The organism is Streptomyces sp. NPDC002032 (assembly GCF_042890765.1).
GTDB lineage: Bacteria > Actinomycetota > Actinomycetes > Streptomycetales > Streptomycetaceae > Streptomyces.
The window spans coordinates 328,088-347,787 of record NZ_JBIASM010000008.1 but is presented as its reverse complement, the minus strand read 5'-3'; the positions used below and the strand labels follow the sequence as shown (position 1 = coordinate 347,787).

Genomic DNA, 19,700 nt, shown 5'->3' with positions numbered 1-19,700 from the left:
GGCGGGGGCCGGATCGTTCGGGATGTGACACCGCCGCGACACCAGCTCGTGACCGGATCGCGGCCCTTCCCGCCGGTCGGGTGAGGGCTACCCTGCGGGGGTGACGGACAGTTCCCTTCCTCCCCGCCCCGCGCCTCCCGCCGACACCCCGCCCCCGCACGAGCCGAGGCCGCGGCGGCGCGACCGGCACGGCCGGGGGATGCGGGGGCCGCTGGCGCCGCCGCAGGTGCCGCTGTCCGCGAGCCGGGCGGAGCTGTTCGGGGACCTGGTACGGGATTCGGTGGAGCGGCTGGAGCGGCGCTGGGCGGCGCAGCTCGACGAGGTGGAGTTCGTGGTCGCGGACGTGCCGGGGCCGCCGGGCGGCCCGGACGGCGGGTGGAACGACGAGGCCGTGCCGCTGGGCGGGCTGGTGGAGGCCCGCGACGGGCGCCCGGCCCGGGTGGTGGTCTTCCGGCGGCCGGTGGAGATCCGGGCGAAGACGCGCGACGAACGGGCCCTGCTGGTGCACGAGATCGTGGTCGAGCAGGTGGCGGAGCTGCTGGGGCTGTCGCCGGAGACCGTCGACCCCCGGTACGGCCAGGACTGATTCCGTACCGGGGCCGGCCGGTCAGCGGATCAGGATCGAGGGGTCCTGGACGGCCTTGGGGACGGAGACGGCCGAGCGGTCGTCGGCGAAGGTCTGGACGGTGAACATCGGGATGCCCTCGTGCGGGAGGGTCAGGGTGCGGGCCGCGTGGACGGGGCCGCCGGAGAGGGTCTCCAGGGTCAGGGCGTAGGCGCCCTTGCCGCCCGTGGGGGCCGGCGCGGGGTTCACCGCGAGGGTGGTGCCCGCCTTGACGGTGACCTCCTTGACGGCGGCCTCGCCGCCCTCGGTGCCCGCCGAGGCGGTCACGCGGACCTTGGCGTCGGCGCCGGTCGCGGTCAGCGCGAGGACGGTGGCCTTGTCGTCGGTGCGGTTGTCGCTGACGGTGGCCCGCGCTGCGACGGGGGCGCTCGCGGGGATGAAGCCGAGTTCCTGCTTGGTGCCGGTGCCGCGGACCACCCGCAGGGCGGCGACCACCGGGACGGCCTTCTTCGGGTCGGCGGGTGTCAGCAGGAGGGAACCGGCCTCACCGCGGGTGAGGTCCTTGAGGTCCACGCTCGCCGTCATGCCGGCCTTGAGGTGGAGCTGGTCGTTGCCGGCCGGGCTGATGGAGCCGGCGGGGCCGGCGAGCTTCAGGCCGAGGTCGGCGTCGTCCTCGCCGGGGGCGAAGGCGACCAGCCGTACGGAGGTGGCGTCGGCGGGGATGCCGGGCAGGACGAGCGAGCCGGCCGGACCGGCGGACGCGGGCAGCCAGTCGGCGCCGACGCCGTCCTCGCCGACCTGGGCCGAGGCCCCGACCCGGCCCGAGCCGGTGGTCACGTGCGCGGTGACGTCGGCGAGCTGCGCGTCGGGGGCCAGGGAGGACAGCAGCACCTTGGTGGTGGAGCGGGGGTCGACCGCGATGACGGCGTCGGCGGTGCCCGGCTTGCCCTTGACCAGGCCGTCCGGGCCGTACAGCTTGATGTCGACCTCGGCGACGCTGTCGTCGGGGTTGGTGAGGTGGAGGTAGTCCTGGCGGCCCTTGGCGGTGCTGACGCCCGGGAACCAGAAGTCGGTGCCGGGGGCGGTGCAGGCCGCGCCGAGCAGGCCGCGGGCCTGTCCGACGGCCACCTTGGTGGTCTGCTGGGCGGTCCAGCCGGGGGCGAGGACCCCGTCGGCGGCGCCCGTGAGCGCGGGCGCCTCGGCGCCGGAGGCGGTGGCCGCGACGGGCTTGCCGGGCTGCTTGGGCTCCAGGACCGCCTTGCCGTCCTTGGTGCGCAGCCGGGCCGTGCCCTTGCCGGTGCCCTTGCCGGGGGTGAGGGAGGTGTACGTGGTCTCGGCGATGTCGGAGGCGCTGGGCGAGGGGCACACCAGCACGGAGCGTTCCACCGGCATCCGGGCGGCGGCCGGCCCGCCGCCGCCGGCCGGGGTGGTGGCGGGGGCGGTGAGGAAGGCCAGGCCGCAGACCGCGGCGAGCGCCGCCGTCACGGCCGCGAGCGTCAGGGGGGCGCGCTGCTTCACTGCTGGGGGCTCCCGTCCGGACGCGGGTCGTGCTGTCCGTAGGTGTCGTACCGCGGGTCGTACTCGTACGGGTGGGGCTGCTGCTGCTGCGGGAAGCCGAACTGCTGGGCGTCGTACGGCTGCTGCGGGTCGGGGTGGTACGGGGCGGCGGCCGGGTAGGGCTGGGCGTACGGGCCCTGGTGGGCGTCCGGGTAGGGCTGCTGCTGCTCCCGGCCGTGGGGGGCGTAGGGCTCCTGGTAGGCGTAGGACTCCTCGCCGTACACCTGCTGCGCGGGGATCTGCGCGTACGGGTCGACGACGGCCTCGGCCGGCTCGGGCTCGGGGGCCTCGGGGGCGGCGAGGCGGCGGGCGCGGCGGCCCTGGCCGGCCCCGGCAGCGGCGGGGGCGGCGGGGGCCTCCTCCTCGGGGAGGTCGTCGTCGAGGCGGGCGCGGCGGCCGGGCAGGGCCATCACCAGCAGCACCAGTGCGAGCAGGCCCTGCGCCCAGTGCCAGGCGTCGCGGACCGGCGAGTCGGTGTGGACGAGGTCGAGGCGGCCGCCGCCCTTGGGGAGGGCGAAGCCCTGGGCCCAGCCGTCGACGGTCTTGGGGGTGAGCGGTTTGCCGTCGAGGGTGGCGCGCCAGCCCGGGTCGGCGCGGTCGGCGACGCGCAGGGTGCGGCCCTCCTCGCCGGCCGGGATCTCGGCGTGGGCCGTGACGGGCCCGGCGTCGACGGCGATGGGGGCCTGGCCCTGCCTGCCGGGGACGATGGCGACGCGGGCGGGCAGCCGCTGGACCTCCCAGATGGCGGTGCCGTCGTCCTGGTGGCGCTGGCGCAGGCCGGGGGTGCCGTCGAGGGTCTGCCGCATGGCGGGTGAGCCGCCGGGCGGGATCATCACGTAGCGGACGGCGAAGGCGCCGAGCTGTTCGGACTGGTCCGCGCCGGAGCCGGAGACGAGGCTGGAGACGGCCTTGGCGAGGCGGGGTTCGGAGCCTGCCTCGGCGAGGAGTTCGCCGTCGCCGAGGCGGACGCCGGAGCCGCGGACCAGGGTGTAGGAGACGGTGGCGGGCGAGGCGCCGCCCAGGACCAGGGTGCGGGTGCGGTTGCTGTCCTCGGACTGGGCGGCCACGAACGCGGGGACCTGGACGGGGTCGCGCCGCTTGATCGGCCCGTCGGCGCCGGCGGCCGCCCAGGCGCCGGCGAGGAGCAGCGGGCCGGCGGCGGCGGCGAGGGCGACGAGGGCGGCGAGCGGCTGGCGCCAGCCGAAGCTGCGGGCGGCGACGCGTTCCTTCGCGCCGTCCGCGCCGAGCACGGCGGCCGCGAGCAGGGCGAGTCCGTAGACGAGGGTGGCGGGTCCGGCCCAGCCGTCGTGGTTGAGCAGGACGGCGAGGAGCAGGGCGGTGAGGGCGGTGGCCCAGGCTGTGCGGACGGCGAATCGGCGGTCGGCGCGGAGCAGGGCGGCGAGGGCGGCGAGGACGGTGCCGGCGAGCAGGACCGCGGCGGCGGTGCCGGGGCCGCCGGGGTTGGCGGCGAGCAGGCCGAGGGGGGTGGCGGAGCCGCTGCCGTAGGGCAGTCCGGCCTCGCGCAGGAAGCGGTCGGGGTGCGTGAGCAGGCCCAGGGACCAGGGTGCGAGGACGGTCAGCGGGACGGCGAGGGTGGCGAGCAGCCGGGGGGCGTACGCCTTCCAGCGCGCGCGGCGCGCGAGGAGCGCGCCGGCTCCGAGGACGGCGGCGAGCGGCCACACGACGGGGGTGAAGGCGCTGGTCAGGGTCAGCAGGAGGGTGTACGTCCACACGGCGCGCCAGGATCCGGTGGCCTCGCCGTCGGCGAAGCCGAAGGCGGCGACGGCGGAGCGGGCCAGCAGTGGCAGGAACACGGCGAGCACGGCGGTGCCGAGGCGGCCGCCGGCGAGGGCGCCGGTGACGGCGGGCAGGAAGGCGTAGGCGACGGCGGCCCAGGCGCGCAGCAGCCGGGATTCGACCAGCGGCCGGGAGGCGAAGTAGGCGGTGAGGCCGGCGAGCGGGACGGAGCAGACGAGGAGCAGGGTCAGGGCGGCCTGGGTGGAGCCGAGGAAGGGGGCGGCGAAGGCGGCCAGGACGGCGAGGTAGGGGGGTGCGCCGGCGGTGGTGCCGGTGCCGACGGGCTGCCAGTCGCCGGTGTAGCCGTGCCACAGGTCGAGGGCTCCGGCCGGGGCGGGGAGCAGGGCGCCGCCCATGAGGGTGCCGCCGGCGAGGAGGGCGCGGCAGGCGGCGAGGGAGACCAGCAGGAGCAGGGCGAAGAGGACGGGGGCGGGCTTGCGGGCGATCCGCCTGAGCCGGCCGGACTGTTCGATGTCCAGGTAGTCGGCGTCCTCGCCGCCGGGTCCCGATTCGACGGCTCCGCCGTGGCGCCCGGCGGGGGCGCTCTCGGCGGTCCGGTCGGAGCCGAAGTACCCGGCGAGCTGTTCGGCGTTGGCGCGCAGGGTGGCGCCGGGCGGCGGGAAGAGGGGGCGCAGGTCGGCGGCGGGAACGGCGGGCCGGCGCCGGGCCCTGCGCGCGGCAAGGACGCGGCCGGGGCGCAGCAGGGTGGCGAGGAGGCCGGCGAACTCGTCGACGGCCTGGCCGGGGGCCTTGCCGATGAGGTAGCCGAGGGTGCGCAGGAGGGTGCCGACGACGAGCCGGAGCAGGACGTAGGGCAGGGCCCGGCCGGAGGAGTTGGCGAGGACGGTGTAGACGGCGCCGGCCTTGTCGACGCGGTGGGGGTCGACGGCGGAGCGGCCGGCGCAGTCGACGGTGCGGCGTTCGCGGGCGGCGGCCTCGGCGTGGCGCAGGACGGCGTCGGGGGCGACGAGGACGGTGTGGCCGGCGCTGTGGGCGCGCCAGCAGAGGTCGACGTCGTCGCGCATGAGGGGCAGGCGGCGGTCGAAGCCGCCGAGGGCCTCGTAGACGTCGCGGCGCACCAGCATGCCGGCGGTGGAGACGGACAGGACGGTGCGGACCTGGTCGTGCTGTCCCTGGTCCTGTTCGCGGCGGTCCAGGCCGGTCCAGCGGCGGCCGCCGCGGGCGATGGTGACGCCGGCTTCGAGGAGCTGCTTCCTGTCGTACCAGCCGCGCAGCTTGGGGCCGATGACGGCGGCGTCGGGGTTCTCGTCGGCGACGCGCAGCAGTTCGGCGAGGGCGTCGGGTTCGGGGGCGCTGTCGTCGTGGAGGAGCCAGAGCCACTGGACGGGTTCGCCGTGGGGGAGTTCGGGAAGGTCGTAGGCGTCGTCGCGCCAGGTGCGGCTGACGGGGTCCCAGCCGCTGGGGCGCTTGAGGTACGGGAGTTCCTCGGGGGTCAGGACGCCCGCGGAGCGGACGGCCTCGCCGACGGCGGCGCCGAAGCCGGTGCGGCGCGCGAGGTGCAGGACCCGGTCGTCGCCGAAGGCCTCGGTGAGCAGCCGCGCGGAGTCGTCGGCGCTGCCGGTGTCGGCGGCGACGTACTGCTGCGCGGGGCGTTCCTGGGCGAGGAGACCGGCGAGGGTCTGGGGCAGCCAGCGGGCTCCGTCGTGGGCGACGAGGACCGCGGTGACGACGTGCCGGGGGAACTCGGGGGTGGCGGCTGCCTGGTGGGAGGCCGTCGAGTTGCTGTGCAGGGACATCGCGGTACGGGCCCTCCGGCCGGGGATCCGGGGGTGGTGTGCCCTCGGAGGCTGCTGGACAGCGCCCCACCCTAACGGCTGGCGGGGGGCGGGTCCGCCTCCTGTGCGGAAGGCCTTGAAGCGAGCCGTCCGCTTGTGCCGGGGAAGGCCGTGAATGTGCCCGGGACGGCCGTGGACGCGACGGGGCGGGCCGTGAACGCGACGGTCCGCCTCCTGCGGGGAAGGTGCGGGAGGCGGACCGTTTGCTCTGTGGTCACTCGTGGGGCGTTCGGTGCGGGCCGGGCCTTCGGTATGTGGTGGGTGGTCGGGTAGGTGTCCGGGCGGGTGCGCCGCGGCCGGTTCAGACCGCTGCCTTTTTCAGCCGGCGGCGCTCGCGCTCGGACAGGCCGCCCCAGATGCCGAATCGCTCGTCGTTGGCGAGGGCGTACTCAAGGCATTCGGAGCGAACTTCACAGGCCAGGCAGACCTTCTTGGCCTCGCGGGTGGAGCCGCCCTTCTCGGGAAAGAAGGATTCGGGGTCGGTCTGCGCGCACAGTGCGCGCTCCTGCCATCCGAGCTCCTCGTCCGCCTCCTCGACCAGCAGTTCCTGAAACAGCTCGGTCATGTGCGCCCCTCGCTCTGTCTGTGCGTCCCCGTGGTGTTGCCGTTACCCCGTCACCGGGGAACGACACGAGTGAAATTACAAGTGTGTGGCTCCTGCGCAGTCAAGCCGAGATCTGCTATTGGGCCCCTTATTCACTCTGCGGAACCAAGGGTATGCAGAAAGTGTTCATATCGCCAAAAATCGTGACACATGCCACCGGCACCCCGCGATGATCATCCCTCTCGTTAGCCACGCGCCACCCGGGAGCGGGGTTGCGATCCGGCCGAAGATGCGGCGCGGATCACATTCCGGTCACGAGTGGGCGCGGCTGGTTTGAGGGCGGTTCGGGCGGGACTGAGCGGCACATCCCCTGGTGCGGACTGCACAAACCTTTCTCCGCACACGGTAACCGGATGAGGTGAAACTTTTCCCACAAACCGGACATTGGGTTGACAGTCCACCCCTTTCCCCGTTCTCCTTGTACGCATGTCAGCGCCCGCAGCCGCCACCTGGACCCCCATTCGTGGGTTCCTGCGTGCTGCCCAGGTTCGCTGTTGCTGTTGTAGCTGTTGATGCCCCCGGAGCCCCGGCTCCGCCGAGCACCGGCTCCTCCCCCACAGCAACCGCCCCGCACGACTGACATCCGTCGAGGACACCCCCACGATGAACAGCGCCTCCGCCGCCGCACCCACCACCGCTCCCGCCTCCGACGCCGCCACCGCGGCCTCCGCCGCGATCGAGAGCGACCTCCAGATCGCGGGCGACATCCTCGCCGTCCAGCACCTCCTCCAGCCCGCCCGCGAACACCCCGCCACCGTCGCCGAGTTCGCCGGCCTCGCCCGCTCCATCGCCGAGGACCGCGCGAGCTGGGAGCACCTCGTCCAGTACGACGCCACCACCCGCTGGTACCACCGCCTGCGCACCGGCCCCGGCTACGAGGTCTGGCTGCTCAGCTGGGTCCCCGGCCAGGGCAGCGGCCGGCACGGCCACGGCGCCTCCTCCGGCGTGCTGACCGTGCTCGACGGCGAACTCACCGAGCACAGCGCCCGCGGCTCCCTCGCCCTCGGCCCCGGCTCGCAGCGGGTCTTCGCCCCCGGCTACGACCACGCGGTCGTCAACGACGGCCTCGACGGGGCCGTCAGCCTGCACGTGTACTTCCCCGGTCTGACCGAGATGCCCATGCACAGCTGCTCCCCGGCCCGCGGGGAACGCGTACCGGCCTGACACACTGCGGGGCATGCGCATTGTTGTTCTGGCCGGCGGTATCGGCGGCGCCCGTTTCCTGCGCGGACTCATGTCCGCGGTCCCCGACGCGGACATCACGGTCATCGGCAATACCGGTGACGACATTCACCTGTTCGGGCTGAAGGTCTGCCCCGATCTGGACACGGTGATGTACACCCTCGGCGGTGGCATCAACGAGGACCAGGGCTGGGGCCGCACCGACGAGTCCTTCACCGTCAAGGAGGAACTCGCGGCCTACGGCGTCGGACCCACCTGGTTCGGCCTCGGCGACCGCGACTTCGCCACCCACATCGTCCGTACCCAGATGCTCGGCGCGGGCTACCCGCTCAGCGCCGTCACCGAAGCCCTCTGCGACCGCTGGAAGCCCGGCGTCCGCCTGCTGCCCATGTCCGACGACCGGGTCGAGACGCACGTCGCGATCACCGACCCCGAGTCCGGCGAAAGGCGCGTCGTCCACTTCCAGGAGTACTGGGTGCGGATGCGCGCGGCGGTGGACGCCGAGGCCGTCGTCCCCGTCGGCGCCGAACAGGCCAAGCCCGCGCCCGGCGTCCTGGAGGCCATCGCCGCCGCCGACGTCATCCTCTTCCCGCCCTCGAACCCCGTCGTGTCGGTGGGCACCATCCTCGCCGTGCCCGGCATCCGCGAAGCCGTCGCGGCCGCCGACGCGCCCGTCGTCGGCCTCTCCCCCATCGTCGGGGGCGCACCCGTGCGCGGCATGGCCGACAAGGTGCTGGCCGCCGTCGGGGTCGAGGCCACCGCGGCCGCCGTCGCCCTGCACTACGGGACCGGGCTGCTCGACGGCTGGCTCGTGGACACCGCCGACGCGGACGCGGTCGCCGAGGTCGAGGCCGCCGGCATCACCTGCCGGGCCGTGCCGCTGATGATGACCGGCACCGAGGCCACCGCCGCGATGGCCCGGGCCGCGCTGGAGCTCGCCGAGGCGTCCCGGTGACCGTCCCCCCGTACCCGGTCCCCTCGTACCCGGTCCCCTCGTACGAGGTGCGCGCCCTCGCCGGGATCCCCGAGGTCCGGCCCGGCGACGACCTGGCGGCGCTGATCGCCGCGGCCTCGCCCGGACTGCTGGACGGGGACGTCCTGCTGGTCACCTCGAAGATCGTCTCCAAGGCGGAGGGCCGGATCGTCACGGCCGCCTCCCGCGAGGAGGCCATAGACGCCGAGACCGTACGGGTGGTCGCGCGCCGGGGACCGCTGCGGATCGTGGAGGACCGGCGGGGCCTGGTGATGGCCGCCGCCGGGGTCGACGCGTCCAACACCGAGCCGGGCACGGTCCTGCTGCTGCCCGAGGACCCGGACGCCTCGGCGGCCCGGATCCGGGCGGGCCTGCGGGAGCTGCTGTCCGTGGACGTCGGCGTGATCGTCACCGACACCTTCGGCCGGCCCTGGCGCAGCGGCCTGACCGACGTCGCGATCGGCGCGGCCGGGGTGCGGGTCCTGGACGACCTGCGCGGCGGCGCCGACGCGCACGGCAATCCGCTGAGCGCGACGGTCGTCGCCACCGCCGACGAGCTCGCCGCGGCCGGGGACCTCGTCAAGGGCAAGGCGGCGGGGCTGCCGGTGGCGGTCGTGCGCGGGCTGGCACACGTCTGCGGCGAGGGGTCCTCGGCCCGGGACCTGGTGCGGGCGGCGGCCGACGACATGTTCCGGCTGGGCACCTCGGAGGCCGTACGGGAGGCGGTCACGCAGCGGCGTACCGTACGGGCCTTCACCGCCGAGCCGGTTGACCCGGGCGCGGTGCGGCGGGCCGTGGCGGCGGCGGTGACGGCCCCGGCGCCCCACCACACGACGCCGTGGCGGTTCGTGCTGCTGGAGTCGGCGGCCGCGCGGCGGGAGCTGCTGGACGCGATGCGGGACGCGTGGACCGCGGACCTGCGCGGCGACGGCAAGTCCGAGGAGTCCATCGCGAAGCGGGTGCGGCGCGGGGACGTGCTGCGCGAGGCCCCGTACCTGGTGGTGCCGTGCATGGTCACCGACGGCGCGCACCACTACGGGCACGAGCGGCGGGACGCGGCCGAGCGGGAGATGTTCGTGGTCGCGATGGGCGCGGGCGTGCAGAACTTCCTGGTCGCGCTGGCCGGGGAGCGGCTCGGCTCGGCGTGGGTGTCCTCGACGATGTTCTGCCGGGACGTGGTGCGCAAGGTGCTCGCGCTGCCGGAGCACTGGGACCCGATGGGCGCGGTGGCCGTGGGCCACGCGGCGCAGCCCCCGCGCGAGCGGCCGGCGCGGCCGGCGCGGGAGTTCGTCGAGGTCAGGTAGGCGCCGGCGGGCGCCCCCTAGATCCGGGCGATGTCGCTGCGGTACATGCGCGGGGCGCGGCGCGGCGGGGTGCGGCCCGCGAGGAGGATCAGGCGGGCGGCGCGGTGGCGCTGGCCCGCGTAGGGGGCGAGCAGCTCCAGCATCCGGTCGTCGTCGGCGTCCCGCTCGCCGGTGAGGGCGTAGCCGACGATGCCGGGGAGGTGGAGGTCGCCGGTGGTGAGCGCGTCGGCGGCGCCGTTGCTGCGCTGGAGGGTCTCGGCGGAGGTCCACGGGCCGATGCCGGGGACGGCCTCCAGCCGGGCGGCGGCCCGCGGCAGGTCCATCGCGGCGGCCTCCTCCAGCCGGGCCGCGACGCGGGCGGCGCGGATGATCGTCGAGGACCGCTTCATGTCCACCCCGGCCTGGTGCCAGCCCCAGGAGGGGATCAGCGCCCAGGTGCGGGGGTCGGGCATCACGTACAGGTCCTGCGGGCCCGGCGCGGGCTCCCCGTACCGGCGCACCAGGCGGCGCCAGGAGCGGTAGGCCTCGTCGGCGGTGACCTTCTGCTCCAGGACGACCGGGACCAGCGATTCGAGGACCAGGCCGGTGCGGGTCAGGCGCAGGCCGGGGCGGCGGCGGTGGCTGGTGTGCAGGAGGCGGTGGCGGGGGACGAAGGCGTCGGGGTCGTCCTCGGCGCCGAGCAGGGCGGGCAGCCCGGTCAGCACCCAGTCGGCGCCGGGGCCCCAGGCCTCCGCGTCGACCGCGCCGTCCGCGGCCCGGGACACGCGCAGGGTGGCGGGGCCCTCGGGGGTGCGGGTGGCCCGCCACACGGAGCCGTCGGGCGTGGTGCGGAAGGTCGGGTCGCCGGGGCCCCGGCGCAGCGGGCCGAGGGTGAGGCCCAGGTCGACGGGGGCGCCGGGGGGCCGGTGGCTGCGGCGGGCCCCGGCGGCGGGCGCGGAGCCGCTGCCCGGGGGCACCTGGGTGCGGCCGCCGCGGACGGCGGCGCGGCTGAGGGGGTCGAAGCGGCCGGCCATCCCTTGAGCGTAGCCCGCCCGACGGCCGGGCCCCGCCCGCCGGGGCGCCGGCCGGGCGGGGCCGCGCCCTGCGCCGGCCGGGCGGGGCGGGGGCGCCTCGGGCGCGGGCGGGCGGGTGGGGCGGTCAGCGGCCCTGGAGTCTGGCCGAGCTGGTGCGGGTCGGGGGGAGCTGGTTGTAGAGCATGCGGCCCGGGCATTCCGTGGCGAAGCCGTCGCGGTGCCCCGAGATGACGTTCATCTTGACGTTCGTGCCCTTCTTGTACAGGTTGCCGCCGCCCGACGTCAGCGTGGTCTTCGCCCGCGGGTCCGCGCCGAAGAGGCCCAGCTTCCAGGCCGTGAGGCGGGCCACCGCGTCCACGGCGGCCTTCGGAGGGGCCGTGGCGGAGAAGGAGCCGATCACCGCGACGCCCATGCTGTCGGTGTTGAAGCCCATGGTGTGCGCGCCGAGCACCGGCTTGGCGACGCCGCCCGCGCGGCCCTCGTAGACCGTCCCGCAGCGGTCGACGGCGAAGTTGTAGCCGATGTCGCGCCAGCCCTCGCTGACCACGTGGTAGCGGTAGAGGCTGCGCAGCACCGCCGGGGCGTCCTTGCAGGCGTAGTTGTTGCCGGAGGCGGTGTGGTGGACGAAGGCCGCCTTGACGGTGTTCGTGTAGCCGAAGCCCGGCTCGCGCAGGCTCTCGTCCGCGCCCCAGCCCCGCCGGGTGACGATCCGGGGCCGCGGGCCGATGTACGGGCGGGCGGCCTCGCTGAGGTTGCCCTCGGCGGCCAGGATCGCGTCGGCGGTGGAGTCGGCCTTGTCGAGCTCGGTGATCTCCAGGGCGCCGAGCGGGGCGTGCGGGACGTTGGCCTCGGAGGACTCGGCCGCCTCCATGCTCATGTCGGGCAGGTTCACCGCCGAGTCGCCCTTGTCGTCACCGCCCGGCAGGGTCGCGTTGTTCTTGCCGTCGACGACCGTGACGGGCCGCGCCGCGCCCGGGTCGACGAGTTCGATGCGCAGGCCCGACGGCAGCCGGGCCGGGGTGCGGGTGTCCGGGCTGCCGGTCTCGGCCTGGACCCGGACCTCGACCCCGTCGGAGGCGCCGACCCACAGGGGGGCGGTGCTGCCGCGGACGCGGCCGGTGCCGCGTTCCACCGCGTCCGGGTCGGCGGCGTGTTCGCGGTTGTGGGTCTCGACGTCCTGCCAGTCCGACCAGGTGCCCGTGCCGAGCGCACGGGTGCGGACCTGGACCCGGCCCAGGAGCTCGGTGGCGGCGTCGTCCCAGACCACTCCGACCAGCGAGAAGGAGGACACGTCACGGGCCGCCAGGCCCCGGGCCTCGGGCACGTCGGGCGCGGCGCTCATGCCGGGGACGCCGGGGATCCGGCCGCCCGAGGGGCCGAGGGGGGCGAGCGGGAGTGACTGGGTGGACCCCGCGGGGGTCACGGGGGCGGCCGCGCCCACGGACGGGGTGGCCAGGGCCGGAGTGGGGAGCGCGAGCGGCAGGGCCAGTGCGGCCGCGGTCGCGACGCCGATCGAGGAAGCAAGGAATCCACGCATGGAAGCGATGCTGGACACTGCCACCACGAAGCGCCATCGGAGAACTGACGATCCGTCCGACGTTCGAGGGGCCGCCCCTCCCCTGGACGGACGAGCCGGCGCCCCCCGTACGAGGGAAGGGCCCGCGTACGCTGGGGCGGGTGAACGCCACTGACCGCACCCCTGCCGACCTGCTGCGATCCGCGCTCGCCGCCGATCCGGGCCGCCCCCTCGTCACCTTCTACGACGACGCCACGGGCGAGCGCGTCGAATTGTCCGTCGCCACCTTCGCCAATTGGGTGGCCAAGACCGCCAATCTGCTCCAGGGCGACCTGGGCGCCGAGCCGGGCGACCGGCTCGCGCTGCTGCTGCCCGCGCACTGGCAGAGCGCCGTCTGGCTGCTCGCCTGCGCCTCCGTCGGCGTGGTCGCCGAGGTGGGCGGCGACCCGGCCGCGGCCGATCTGGTCGTGAGCGGGCCCGACACCCTGGAGGAGGCCCGCGCCTGCTCCGGCGAGCGGGTCGCCCTCGCGCTGCGGCCGCTGGGCGGACGGTTCCCGCAGCCGCCGGCCGGGTTCGCGGACTACGCCGTGGAGGTGCCGGGACAAGGCGACCGCTTCGCCCCCTTCGTCCCCGTCGACGCCGACGGCCCGGGGCTGGTGGTCGGCGGCGAGGAGCTCTCGTACGCGGAGCTGGTCGAGCGGGCCCGCGCGGACGCGGCCGGGCACGGCCGGGGCGAGGGCGCGCGAGTGCTGTCCGGACTGGGCTACGACACCTGGGAGGGGCTGTCGGCGGGCCTGTACGGGCCGCTGGCGACCGGGGGCTCCGTGGTGCTGTGCCGCAACCTGGACCGGCTCGCGCCGGACGCGCTGGAGCAGCGGACCGTGAGCGAGCGCGTCACCCACAGCGTCTAACGGCGAACCCGCGCGATCTGTCACCCGGACGGCCCTTTACAGGGCCCCGCCCCCGGGCCGTCCCCCTCCCGCCGGGGCAGGATCGGCCCCAGGCCGTACTCACCCGTACGGCTGGTGGCCGGTACGGGTGAGGGGACGGAACGCCAGTGACGGACAGCGCGGGCATACCGGGCGGCAGCCGCCCGGCCGGAGGCCCCGGAAGGCCTCCGGCCGGACGCCGGCGCCGGCTGCTGCGCTGGGCCGGGGCGGGAGCCGCCGCGTTCGTCCTGGTGGGGTCGGGCACCGGCTGGTGGCTGTACTCGAAGCTGAACGGGAACATCACGGCGGACACCTCCGCCGAGGCCGAGCTGCGCCGCTACGAGCGGGAGCGCCCGGCGCACCTGGCGGAGGGGGCCCAGAACATCCTGCTGATCGGGTCGGACTCGCGGGCCGGCCGGGAGAACGCGGGCTACGGGCAGGACAAGGGCACGCAGCGTTCCGACACGACGATCCTGCTGCACCTGCCGGCGGACCGGAAGAGCGCCACGGCGGTGTCGATACCCCGGGACCTGATGACGGACGTGCCGAGCTGTCTCACCCAGGACGGCACGCGCACCACGGAGCGGTTCGCCCAGTTCAACTGGGCGTACGAGTGGGGCGGGGCCGCCTGCACGATCCGTACGGTCGAGAAGCTGACCGGGGTGCGGATCGATCACCACATGGTGCTGGACTTCGGCGGGTTCAAGAAGATGGTCGACGCGGTCGGCGGGGTGGAGGTCTGCCTGAGCCGGCCGGTGAACGACACCGAGGCCGCGCTGCGGCTCCCGGCGGGCCGCCAGCTGCTGCACGGGGAGCAGGCCCTCGGCTTCGTCCGGGCCCGGCACAGCCTGGGCAACGGCAGCGACACCGAACGGATGCAGCGCCAGCAGCAGTTCCTCGGCTCGCTCGTCACGAAGGTGCAGAGCAGCGGCGTCCTGCTCAACCCGGCGCGGCTGTACCCGCTGCTGGACGCGGCCACCTCGGCGGTGACCACGGACCCCGGGCTGGCCTCGCTGCGCGGACTGTACGAACTCGTACGGGGCGTACGGGACATACCGTCCGACCAGATCAGGTTCCTGACCGTGCCCCGGCGGCCGTACCCGCCGAATCCGAACCGGGACGAGCTGGTGGAGCCCGACGCGAGCAGCCTCTTCGAGCGGCTCCGGCTGGACCGGCCGGTGACGGTCACCCCGCCCACGCCCGAACCCTCGGGGGCGGCCGGCCGCGAGGGGTCCGCCACCCCCGGGGACCCCTCGGAAGCCTCCGCCGGGGCCGCCGCCGAAGCGTCCCCCGAGGCTTCGGCCGAAGCCTCCGCCGGCGCCTCCCCCGAAGCGTCCGCCGAGGCCGAGCGGACGTCTGTGCGGCCGAAAAGCGGAACCGCCTCCACCCCCGCACCCGTCCCCACCTTCACCGGGACCACCGCGGACACGACGGAATGCCGGTAAAGCAATCCCCAAGCCGGAGATCCAACCGCACGGGATGGGGGCTTTGCCCGTTATCGGGGGAGTGGATTTTGTCACCGGCATGGTTTGCAGCTGACCTGGGCGGATAGGGTGAGCGATCCGGTGCACAGGAAACCAAGAGACCATGCACCAGCAGCCGGATCGTTGACCGCGCGCCTGGGGGGAGGCGCGTCGTGAGGCACCGACGGAGGATTCGAGCAACCGTGGATGCGCAAAGCCGTGGGCGGGCGGAAGAGATCGACCCCGCAGACCAGTGGGTGCTCAATCCCCGCACTGGCAACTACGAACTGCGACTGGGCCATTCCCCTGCGCAGCAGAATTCCGTCAGCGCCCCCCGCAGAACCCGCAGGTCCGCCGCGGCCCCCTCGGCGCCGGCGCCGGCCACCCCCGCCGTTCCCGGTCCGCGCCGCGGCGAGGGGCCGCCCGGCGGCCGCCGCTCCGGCCGCCCCCGCAGGACGGACGGCGGTGGCGGGGCCGCGGCACGGCGCCGCAAGAGGCTGGCCGTCACCGGCGGCACCCTCGCATTCCTGCTGGTCGGGGGCGGGTTGGGCTCGTACCTCTACTACCAGCACCTCAACGGCAACCTGAAGGTCATCGACACCGGTGGCGCGGGCGGCAGTTTCAAGAAGGACCAGCCGATCAACATCCTGGTCATCGGCACCGACAAGCGCAGCGGCGCGGGCAACCAGGGGTACGGGGACGCCGACAGCGTCGGCCACGCCGACACCACGATCCTCTTCCACGTCTCCAAGGACCGCAGCAACGCCACCGCCCTGTCGATCCCGCGCGACCTGATCACCGACATCCCGGTCTGCCCCACGAAGATCAACGGCTCGGTGAAGCAGATCCCCGGCACCAAGGGCAGCCGCTTCAACAACAGCCTGGGCCAGGAGGGGCGCGACCCGGGCTGCACGATGCGCACGGTCAAGCAGCTCACCGGGCTGGACGTCGACAACTTCATGATGGTCGACTTCAACGCGGTCAAGGAGCTGAGCACGGCGGTGGGCGGTGTGCCCGTCTGCCTGGCCAAGGACGTCAACGACCGTGATTCCAAGCTGAACCTGAAGGCCGGCGAGCACCGGCTCCAGGGCGAGCAGGCGCTGGCCTTCGTACGGACCCGGCACGCCTTCGGCAACGAGAGCGACCTCGACCGGATCAAGACGCAGCAGCAGTTCCTCAGTTCGATGATGCGCGAGATGAAGTCCAAGGAGACGCTGACCAGTCCGAAGAAGTTCTTCTCGCTCGCGGAGGCGGCCACCAACTCGCTCACCGTCGACCAGGGACTGGGGTCCATCGGCAAACTCACCGATCTCGCGGGCGAGCTGAAGGACATGAACCTGAAGAACGTCACCTTCACGACGCTCCCGGTGCTCGACAACCCGAACGAGCCGTCCAACCGGAAGGCGACCGTCGTCATCAACTCCGCGCAGGCCGACCCCCTGCTGAAGATGATCCGCGGCGACGTCTCGCTCACGGAGGTGGAGAAGAAGGAGCACGCGGCGAAGGAGGCGGCCGACGCCAAGCAGGACGCGCTGCTCCAGGGCAACCGCGCGCCCGCCGGGGACGTCCGTGTGGACGTGTACAACGGCGGCGGCCCGCCCGGATCGGCCTCCACCACGCTGACCTGGCTGCAGAACTCCAAGGGCGTCTACAAGGCGAGCAACCACGGCAACGCCTCCGCGCGGCTCACCACCACCCAGCTGGAATTCGCCCCCAACCAGGGCGACATGGCCCGGGCCCTGGCGGACATGATGGGGCTGTCCGCCGCGGCCATGAAGGTGGGGACCGTGGACGCCGGGCCGAAGACCCCGATGAAGCTGACCCTGGGCTCCGACTTCAAGGAGCCCGGAGCACCGCTGGGGGCGCCCGAAGCCCCGCAGCAGGCCCCCGAGGGCGTGCAGCGGGTCGAAGCGGACAAGGCGGTCTGCGCCAAGTGACGGGGCTGCGGTTACGGGACCGCTCACCCACCGCCCGCCGCGAGGCGGGCGGTCGCCGGTAGGCCCGGCACCACACCGACCAAGAGTTGAATCTGAGGGGGGTACGCGTGAGGCACAGCAGCGTGCGGGGGGAGGGGGCGCCCGACCAGGCCGCCGGTGGCATATCCGGCGGCGGGCCGGGCGCTTCCGGCGCGGTGCCCCCACCGCGGTCGGGTCCGGGCGGCGCCGCCCGGCCCGGCGGCGGCGGGACACCCGTGCGGCGGCGTCGCCGGCGGGTGCTGTTCTGGGTGTCGTCCGTACTGGCGTTCCTGATCCTGGGAACCTCCGCGGCCGGCTACCTCTACTACCGTCACCTCGACGGGAACATCCGCAGCGGGCAGCGCCTCAGCGGGGAGAGCGGCGTGGAGAAGACCCACGCCAACGCCAAGGGCCAGCGCCCGCTGAACATCCTGCTGCTCGGTTCGGACAGCCGGAACAAGCCGGAGAACGTGGAGCTCGGCGGCAGCCGCGACACCGTCGGCAATCCCCCGCTGGCCGACGTGCAGATGCTGCTCCACGTGTCGGCCGACCGGCAGAACGCCTCCGTGGTGAGCATCCCGCGCGACACCAAGGTCGACGTGCCGGAGTGCACGGACCCCAAGACCGGGGAGAAGTTCAAGAAGGCCCGGATCATGATCAACGAGTCCCTCGCGCGCGGCGGGCCCGGCTGCACCCTGGCCACCTGGGAGAAGCTGACCAACATCTACATCGACCACTGGATGATGATCGACTTCTCCGGTGTCGTGCAGATGGCGGACGCGATAGGCGGCGTGCCGGTCTGCGTCAAGGACAACGTCTGGGACCGTCCGCTGGCCACCTCCGACGGCGGCTCCGGCCTCAAGCTCACGGCGGGCACCACCAAGGTCAAGGGCGAGCAGGCCCTCCAGTGGCTGCGCACCCGGCACGCGTTCAGCAGTGACCTGGGCCGGGCGCAGGCCCAGCACATGTACATGAACTCGATGATGCGCGAGCTGAAGGGCCAGAACGCCTTCACCGACGTCGGCAGGATCACGGCGCTCGCCGAGGCGGGCACCAGGGCCCTGGAGGTCTCCGAGGAGATCGGCTCGGTGAAGAAGCTCTACAACCTGGCCATGGAGCTCAAGAACATACCGACCAACCGCATCACCATGACCACGATGCCGACGCTGCAGGACCCGCGGGACGAGGACCGGCTGATCGTCAACCCCGGTGACGCGGACCGGCTGTGGACGATGGTCCGCCAGGACGTGGCCTTCGACAAGAACGGCGCCCCGCAGGCCACGCGGAGCCCCTCGGCCCCGGCCTCCGCCCCGGCCTCCGCCCCCGCCGCCACCCCGCAGCCCGGCGCCGCGCCGAGCCAGGAGGCCTCCAAGGCGCCGGTCACCTCCCCCGACCGGATCACCGTCCACGTGGTCAACGGCACGGCGGCCGACATGCCGCTGGCGCCCCGGCGGGCCAACGAGGTGGCGCAGGCGCTCGTCTCCAAGGGCTTCACGGGGGCCCGCGCGGACAGTGCGCTGACCCCGGAGAAGACCACCGTGGTGCGCTACCCGACGCCGGACCTGGCGGACGAGGCGCAGAGCGTGGCGGCGTCCCTGGGCATCCCGGCGACCTCGGTGCAGCAGTCCGCCGAGGTCGCGCGGATCACCCTGGTGGTGGGCGCCGACTGGCGCGAGGGCACCGCCTATCCGCAGCAGACGCCGCCCGAGGCCGGTGCGCTGCCGGACACGGCCGACGCCATCAACGGCTCGGACAGCGGGGCCTGCATGGAGGTGTACAAGCCCTACCGCTGGTAGCCGCAGGCGCGGGGAGCACGGAGGGGGTGGCCCGGTCCGCGAGGACCGGGTCACCCCCTTCGCCGCTTTGCCTCAGACCTCGGAGGCGTCGCGGCGCACCGACGGGCGGCGGCTGGCGATGACCTTCGCGGCGAGCGAGCGCGGGCTGGTGAGGAAGCCGAAGCCCCAGCTCATGTGCATGGTGGCGAGGGCGACGGGGATCTGCGCCCGGGCCTTGGGCGGGAGCCCCCGGCCGGCCGGGACGGATCCGGCGGTGATCGCCGCGAGGTAGCCGGCCGGGACCACGAGGGCCCAGGGAGTGACGAGCGCGCCCGCGATCAGGCCGGCCGCGATCGCGCAGAGGGCGGTCGGCGGGGCGAGGTAGCGCAGGTTGATGGAGCCCGGGTGGTAGCGGGCCACGACGTGCCGCCAGCGCCCGTAGTCCTTGTACTGCTTGGCGAGGGCCTTCACGGAGGGCCGCGGCCGGTACTGGACCTTCAGCTCGGGCGAGAACCAGATCAGCCCGCCGGCCTCGCGGATGCGGAAGTTCAGCTCCCAGTCCTGGGCGCGGATGAACTCCTCGTTGTACCCGCCCTGCTGTTCGAGGGCCTCGCGGCGGAAGACGCCGAGGTAGACGGTCTCGGCCGGGCCGGCCTCGCCGCCGGTGTGGAAGGCGGCGTTGCCGACGCCGATCCGGGAGGTCATCGCGGCGGCGACGGCCTGCTCCCAGGCGTTCTCGCCCTCGGCGTGCATGATGCCGCCGACGTTCTGCGCGCCGGTCTCCTCCAGGAGACGGACGGCGGTGGCGATGTAGTCCGGCGAGAGCATGCCGTGTCCGTCGACGCGGACGACGACCGGGTGGCGGGAGGCCTTGATCGCGGCGTTGAGGGCGGCGGGCGTGCGGCCGGTGGGGTTCGGGACGGTGCGGACGCGCGCCCGGGGGTGGGCGGCGGTCTCGCGGACGAGCTCGGCGGCGATCTCGTCGGTGCGGTCCGTGGACGGCCCGAGCGCGATCACCACCTCCATCTCGCCTTCGTACTCCTGGGCGAGGATGTGCCGGACGGATTCGCGCAGATGGCGTTCCTCGTCGAGCACCGGCATGATCACCGAGACTGCGGGCTGCTGGGCGGGCATGTGGTCCTTCACGGTCGGGTATCGGTGTCACGTTACCGCGTACGGGGGAAACGGGTGCGCGGCGGACGAGCGGTACGGACAGAGGCTGATCGTATGGGCCTACTGTTCAGACGAATGTGACGAATGTGCAGAATCCG

General features: G+C 74.3%; 14 protein-coding genes. 8 read left to right on the top strand and 6 right to left on the bottom strand.

Features of this window, described 5'->3' with window-relative positions:
- Positions 1-100: 100 nt before the first annotated feature.
- Complete coding sequence (locus ACFYYT_RS21200) at positions 101-586, top strand: metallopeptidase family protein (protein WP_385321393.1); 486 nt, start codon at positions 101-103, stop codon at positions 584-586.
- 21 nt (positions 587-607) lie between these two features.
- Here ACFYYT_RS21200 and ACFYYT_RS21195 read toward each other — a convergent pair whose 3' ends face one another.
- From ACFYYT_RS21195 to ACFYYT_RS21185, 3 genes are all read right to left on the bottom strand, one after another.
- The gene (locus ACFYYT_RS21195; RefSeq protein ID WP_351829961.1) at positions 608-2,083 is read right to left on the bottom strand and encodes a DUF5719 family protein; all 1,476 of its coding nucleotides are present in this window, start codon (positions 2,081-2,083) and stop codon (positions 608-610) included.
- Complete coding sequence (locus tag ACFYYT_RS21190; RefSeq protein WP_351829964.1) at positions 2,080-5,676, bottom strand: glycosyltransferase; 3,597 nt, start codon at positions 5,674-5,676, stop codon at positions 2,080-2,082. Before ACFYYT_RS21190 ends, ACFYYT_RS21195 begins: the two co-directional genes overlap by 4 nt.
- 340 nt (positions 5,677-6,016) lie before the next feature.
- A complete protein-coding gene (locus ACFYYT_RS21185) occupies positions 6,017-6,280 on the bottom strand; it encodes a WhiB family transcriptional regulator (RefSeq protein ID WP_003983763.1) in 264 nt (87 codons plus the stop codon).
- A gap of 642 nt (positions 6,281-6,922) precedes the next feature.
- Between ACFYYT_RS21185 and ACFYYT_RS21180 the strand changes: the two genes are divergently transcribed.
- The 3 genes from ACFYYT_RS21180 to ACFYYT_RS21170 are packed head-to-tail and all read left to right on the top strand — an operon-like array spanning position 6,923 to position 9,778.
- On the top strand, positions 6,923-7,483 hold the full coding sequence (locus tag ACFYYT_RS21180; protein WP_351829967.1) for a cysteine dioxygenase family protein: 561 nt from the start codon (positions 6,923-6,925) through the stop codon (positions 7,481-7,483).
- A gap of 13 nt (positions 7,484-7,496) precedes the next feature.
- Entirely contained in the window at positions 7,497-8,456 is a 960-nt protein-coding gene (gene cofD / locus ACFYYT_RS21175) for a 2-phospho-L-lactate transferase (protein ID WP_351829969.1), read from the top strand.
- Entirely contained in the window at positions 8,453-9,778 is a 1,326-nt protein-coding gene (locus tag ACFYYT_RS21170) for a coenzyme F420-0:L-glutamate ligase (protein WP_351829971.1), read from the top strand. Before cofD ends, ACFYYT_RS21170 begins: the two co-directional genes overlap by 4 nt.
- A gap of 17 nt (positions 9,779-9,795) precedes the next feature.
- On the opposite strand, the gene ACFYYT_RS21165 is transcribed toward ACFYYT_RS21170, so the two are convergent.
- On the bottom strand, positions 9,796-10,791 hold the full coding sequence (locus ACFYYT_RS21165; protein WP_388608835.1) for a DNA-3-methyladenine glycosylase family protein: 996 nt from the start codon (positions 10,789-10,791) through the stop codon (positions 9,796-9,798).
- 124 nt (positions 10,792-10,915) lie between these two features.
- Positions 10,916-12,328 carry a peptidoglycan recognition protein gene (locus tag ACFYYT_RS21160; protein ID WP_351820677.1) on the bottom strand — a complete coding sequence of 471 codons (1,413 nt, stop codon included), beginning with the start codon at positions 12,326-12,328 and terminating at the stop codon, positions 10,916-10,918.
- 140 nt (positions 12,329-12,468) lie between these two features.
- Here ACFYYT_RS21160 and ACFYYT_RS21155 point away from each other — a divergent pair, with 140 nt between their 5' ends.
- From ACFYYT_RS21155 to ACFYYT_RS21140, 4 genes are all read left to right on the top strand, one after another.
- Positions 12,469-13,218 carry a TIGR03089 family protein gene (locus ACFYYT_RS21155; protein ID WP_351820676.1) on the top strand — a complete coding sequence of 250 codons (750 nt, stop codon included), beginning with the start codon at positions 12,469-12,471 and terminating at the stop codon, positions 13,216-13,218.
- A gap of 146 nt (positions 13,219-13,364) precedes the next feature.
- Entirely contained in the window at positions 13,365-14,681 is a 1,317-nt protein-coding gene (locus ACFYYT_RS21150) for an LCP family protein (protein ID WP_351820673.1), read from the top strand.
- A 221-nt stretch (positions 14,682-14,902) separates the two neighbouring features.
- A complete protein-coding gene (locus tag ACFYYT_RS21145) occupies positions 14,903-16,636 on the top strand; it encodes an LCP family protein (protein ID WP_351820670.1) in 1,734 nt (577 codons plus the stop codon).
- 107 nt (positions 16,637-16,743) lie between these two features.
- Complete coding sequence (locus tag ACFYYT_RS21140) at positions 16,744-18,450, top strand: LCP family protein (protein ID WP_388608829.1); 1,707 nt, start codon at positions 16,744-16,746, stop codon at positions 18,448-18,450.
- Positions 18,451-18,522: 72 nt separating this feature from the next.
- Here the strand turns inward: ACFYYT_RS21140 and ACFYYT_RS21135 are convergent, their stop codons facing one another.
- Positions 18,523-19,563, bottom strand: coding sequence for a glycosyltransferase family 2 protein (locus ACFYYT_RS21135; protein WP_351820667.1), 1,041 nt, complete (start codon positions 19,561-19,563; stop codon positions 18,523-18,525).
- Positions 19,564-19,700: the final 137 nt, after the last annotated feature.